Origin of the sequence: Thalassolituus sp. UBA2590 (assembly GCF_002339775.1) — a bacterium.
Taxonomy (GTDB): domain Bacteria; phylum Pseudomonadota; class Gammaproteobacteria; order Pseudomonadales; family Oceanobacteraceae; genus Thalassolituus.
Genome location: NZ_DDKU01000042.1, coordinates 1 through 3,811, shown reverse-complemented (window position 1 = coordinate 3,811; position 3,811 = coordinate 1). Strand labels below are relative to the sequence as shown.

General features: G+C 51.3%; 2 protein-coding genes. Both read right to left on the bottom strand.

Annotation, left to right across the window (positions count from 1 at the left end):
• Window positions 1–194: 194 nt before the first annotated feature.
• Entirely contained in the window at window positions 195–1,433 is a 1,239-nt protein-coding gene (gene flgL / locus B2067_RS03720; protein WP_301387501.1) for a flagellar hook-associated protein FlgL, read from the bottom strand.
• A gap of 15 nt (window positions 1,434–1,448) precedes the next feature.
• A partial coding sequence (locus B2067_RS03715; RefSeq protein WP_301387499.1) for a FlgK family flagellar hook-associated protein occupies window positions 1,449–3,811 on the bottom strand: 2,363 nt, incomplete at its 5' end.

Genomic DNA, 3,811 nt, shown 5'->3' with positions numbered 1-3,811 from the left:
TGGGAGCTATTCAGCCAGCTTGCCTGGCTAATAGCGATTGGGGTATCGCGAATAGCCTCCGGCTGATTCGCTCCCACAGGGTAAAAACTTCTGATTCGCTTCCACAGGGGCGAAATTCTGATTCGCTCCCACAGGGTAGAACTTCTGATTCACTCCCACAGGGGAAAATCCTGATCCCTTCCTACATCGACTGCTTACAACTGATTAAACAACGACAACCGGCTGATGGTGGTGTAACTCTGCTGAGCGGCTTCCAGCAGGAATGTCTGCAAACTCAAGCGACTCACGGCTTCGGCAAAATCGACATCCGACAATTCTGACAGCACTTCCTGGCTGACGAGTCTTACGTCGTCGCTGAGGTTTCGTGCATTTTCGACCACGTTTAAGCGCGCACCCAACTGGCTGCGTACTTCAGACACTGAGGTCTGAGCGTTGGCGAGGTTGGTCAGCGTATCTTCGATCAGGATGTCGAGGGTCGCTGAGTCGGTCGGGTTATCCTGCAACGTGTCGAGACCCTGTCGTAAGCGGAATACGGTATCTGTGATACTTTGTTTGGGGCTGGATTTTGCCAGTACTTCATCGCCTGGTTTTGGGTCACCTGAGATTTTTATACTTATGCCAGCCGCGACGATTTCGGCGCCTTTTGAATAGGGGCGATCTGCAATGCCATCAACAACCCGACCATCGGACGCGCGGCGTATGGTGTAGTTCGGCCCCGGTGGATCAATCGCAGCTTCGGGGTTGAAGGTGACGATGAGGTCATCGGGATAGAATTTGGCGTACGCTTCTTCATCGACCACGAATCCGGCGTTTACTTGAGTCGTGCCTGTATTAAGTGGATTGACTGATGAGGTGAAGGTGTTCTTTGCGGCGCGAACATCAACAAATAGCTTTTTGCCGTTGTCGCCTGTCGCAACACGCGTGGTATCGCCGATGGCGAGATAGCGTTGCCCTTCGTCACCCTGATATTCGTAGCGGCCGTTTTCTTTTTGTTGGAACGGCTGAGTCGCGCCTTTAAAACCACCAAAGATGAATTCGCCGTTCGGGTCTTTGGTGTTAAACAGTGATGCGAGTTGGTCTTCGAGCTGGCCGATTTCTGCCGAAATAGCCTGACGGTCGGTAATGGTGAGTGTACCCGAGCCGGCATTTACGGTGAGTTCCTGCAGTCGTGTTAAAGCTTCAGTAATGGATTCAAGCGAGGATTCTTCGAGTTTCAGGCGATTGTCTGCGGCCGTCATATTGCGGTCGTATTGGTCGCGCTGTGCGAGATCCTGCTGCAATTGCAGGATTTTTGTCGATGCAATCGGGTCATCGGCGGGGGTTAATACCCTGCGCCCACTAGAGACCTGTTGCTGTGTTTTATTCACAGACGCCTGCGCATCGAGGATGGCATTGAGGCCGAGGTTAAATGACTGGAGCGTTGCAATTCTCATAGTTTACTCCTCACCCTATCGGAAGGTGCTGATCAGGGTGTCGAAAATATCCCGAGCCACCTGAATGACCTGGGCACTGGCGTTGTAAGCCAGTTCGTATTTAATCAGTGCGGCGGCTTCTTCATCGAGGTTTACGCCGGACGTTGCATCTACGGCGGTCTGCGAGTTACGCAGCAGCACTTCAGATGAGTCACGATTGATCTGCGCTCTGCTCGTGACTGAGCCAACAACCTCGACCAGACGCGCATAAGAATCTGTGTAGCTACTCTGGCCGTTCACTGTTTTAGTACTTTGCAGTGCAGCCATTTCTACGCCGTTACGGCTATCGGAAGTGCCGTCGCTGTTAAAGTCGACGGTGAATTCGTCGCCGACTTCAGCGATGCCGTCGATATTTACATGAAAACCGAAAGCCACAGGCTCACCCACCGGATCGGTCGGAAAGAGGTTATTGCCCGGCGGTTCGATATTCAGGTCGTAGTGTTCATCGACGATGACTTTGACCTGACCACCAATCGATACTTTATTACTGCCGACCGTGCCTGCACCGCTGACTTCGAGGCGAGGCTGAAAAGTAACCTGCCCTTTTTCGCTGATATCAACGTCGACGTTACCTGAGAACACGTAGCCTGAGTTTTCAATCGCCTGGCGGAATCCATCGAGAAGGTCGTCACCGGTTGCAAACGTGCCGGTCATTTCGAATGAAATTGTGCCCTGAGAAGGATCACTGAATTCGTAAATGTAGGGGCCACCTTCTGAGAAGTCGTAACCTTCGTATTTACTCAGCGGGTCTTCGGTTTCCATGGCAGTAGCTGTCAACGGGATATCAATGCCGTTGCCTATGCGGAAGCTGTCGCCGGCGTCACCACGCAGTTCGAAGTCGAGATCATCGCCATTTAAATCAATGATGGTCAGTTTGCCGCCGTCACTTCGGGCGACGATGCCTGCATCCTGCAGTTCGTAGTTGGCATTAATACGATCGGCCAGAAAGTTCAGTGTGATCGGATCGGGGACTTCGGCCGGGTAATTCGCATCGTATTGATTCTGGTTTGGCCCCAGGGTTTGCGTCAGTACAACTCCGTTTAAAGTAAATTCGGTATCGAGAAAATCAACGCTATCGGTTTCAAGATCGGTGATCTCAACCGTGGTACGAGCAGACGCCTCAACACCGTCGCGTTTGCTGAGTGATTCTGCAATTTCACGGGCAGTGGCATTTAATGGCGTGATCAATGTACGCTGGTTGGCGGTTAAGCCGTTGTTCGGATTGGTAAAGCCAATATCAATGCGCTCAGGAAAGAAGCCATTTACTGAGTCTACGCTGGTGCCGTTCTGTTGATAAGTCGGCGAAACAGGCAGCACGCCACCAAAGCTTGTGAAGGCGGTTTTACCCTCGTCTTCGGGCAATATGCTGTTACTGATACCCGGCGTGAAGGTCTGATTCATCAGTGGCGGAAATAACGGAATCGGGTTTCCTGGGTCGGTATTATCCAGTACGTCGTATGTGGTCGGTGATGTAAAACGAATCAGAAGCGGTGGCGTCATTTCGCCCTCTTCTGAGAAGTACGATGTTCCAAGATCGTACACCTGGCCCTGGTCGATGGTTGCATTACCACGGTTACCAATCGCAGTATCAGTGCTGATTGGAGACGCGAGTGCGACCTGCTCAGCACGGGTGATGTTCATGTCCAGATTCTGAGATTCACGACGCGTCGGTGAAATCAGAAAGCGATCATTCTGCTGAAACGTGCCTGCTTCGAAACGAATTTCCATTCCGTCAATTTCAATCGACTCAGGAAATGCGCCGCTCAGAGCGTTAGTCTGTAATAACTCACCGGTATCGTTACGGTAAACACGATAAGTGTAATCATCCGGGCCGACGAAACGAATTTCGTAGTCACTGGTGGTTAACTGAGTTGCGTCTTTGATTTCGACAGCAATGACACGATCATCCGGGTCAGCATTATTACGGTCGCCCAGCACACGCTGGTAGGTTTTCGCTGGCTCATTAATGTCGGTGAAGAAGTTTTCACCTTTTATTCCATCGTAATCGACGCCTAGTTTGTGTTGATCGTTCATGGTTTGGGCGATAACCAACCCTAAACGGCCGAGCTGATTGAGGCTTGGATCAAGTACCTGATCACGGAAGTCGAGGATGCCGCCGAGTTGTCCGCCGGTAATTTCGCGCGTGACGTTCTGGACCGCATTACCTTTGCGGAAGTAGATGTCCACGCGTGAAGGATCTTTCGCGCCTACGTCGGTAAATACTTCGTTAAATTCGTTACCCACCACCAACGCCTGACCGTTGCCGATAAAAACGTTGAAGACACTGTCGTCCTGCTCAACGATATTTACTTCTACATATTCAGACAGCTCTTTTAACA

Bases quoted from the DNA above. Each gene is read 5' to 3' on its own strand.
- flgL (WP_301387501.1), bottom strand. From the start codon at position 1,433: ATGAGAATTGCAACGCTCCAGTCATTTAACCTCGGCCTCAATGCCATC.